This window comes from Hahella sp. CCB-MM4 (assembly GCF_002260525.1).
Lineage (GTDB): Bacteria > Pseudomonadota > Gammaproteobacteria > Pseudomonadales > Oleiphilaceae > Hahella.
This window is the reverse complement of record NZ_MRYI01000102.1, coordinates 1-417: the sequence shown is the minus strand read 5'-3', so window position 1 is coordinate 417 and position 417 is coordinate 1. Positions and strand designations below refer to the sequence as shown.

Genomic DNA, 417 nt, shown 5'->3' with positions numbered 1-417 from the left:
CACCAGCGCCGACCGAGCAGCGGCCCACGCCCAGGCACAGGCGCTCGCGCAGCGCCGTCGCTATCTGGCCGGGCTGCTGGCCACCGACGGCGAGGTCGGCCTCGAGTATCTGGGCCAACTGCCGTTCGAGGCGGCACTGATCCTGCTCAATGCCGTCGAAGTCGCGCTCAGCCAGTACCACCCGCAGGACGGACTGGGGCGGGCCGCCGTCGACGAGGCCGGCCTGGAAGTGACCGTCAAGCTCGGCCGGCCCCACATCACGGTCACCGTTGAACTGGCCGAAGGGCACCTGTCCGGGCCCGAGCTGTGGCTGGCGGTCATCCCTCAAGGCCACACACCCTCCGTTGACCGCGCAGCTGAGCCCCGGGCGGCCGGGCAGAACTGGAGCGTGGCATGAATGACAGCCTGCTGCTCGAC

Annotated in this window: 1 protein-coding gene; it reads left to right on the top strand. The window is 70.7% G+C overall.

What is annotated here, in order from left to right:
* The coding region (locus tag BTA51_RS29100; RefSeq protein WP_141215726.1) for a DUF2397 family protein at positions 1 to 397 on the top strand (397 nt) is incomplete at its 5' end.
* Between the last annotated feature and the right edge of the window lie 20 nt (positions 398 to 417).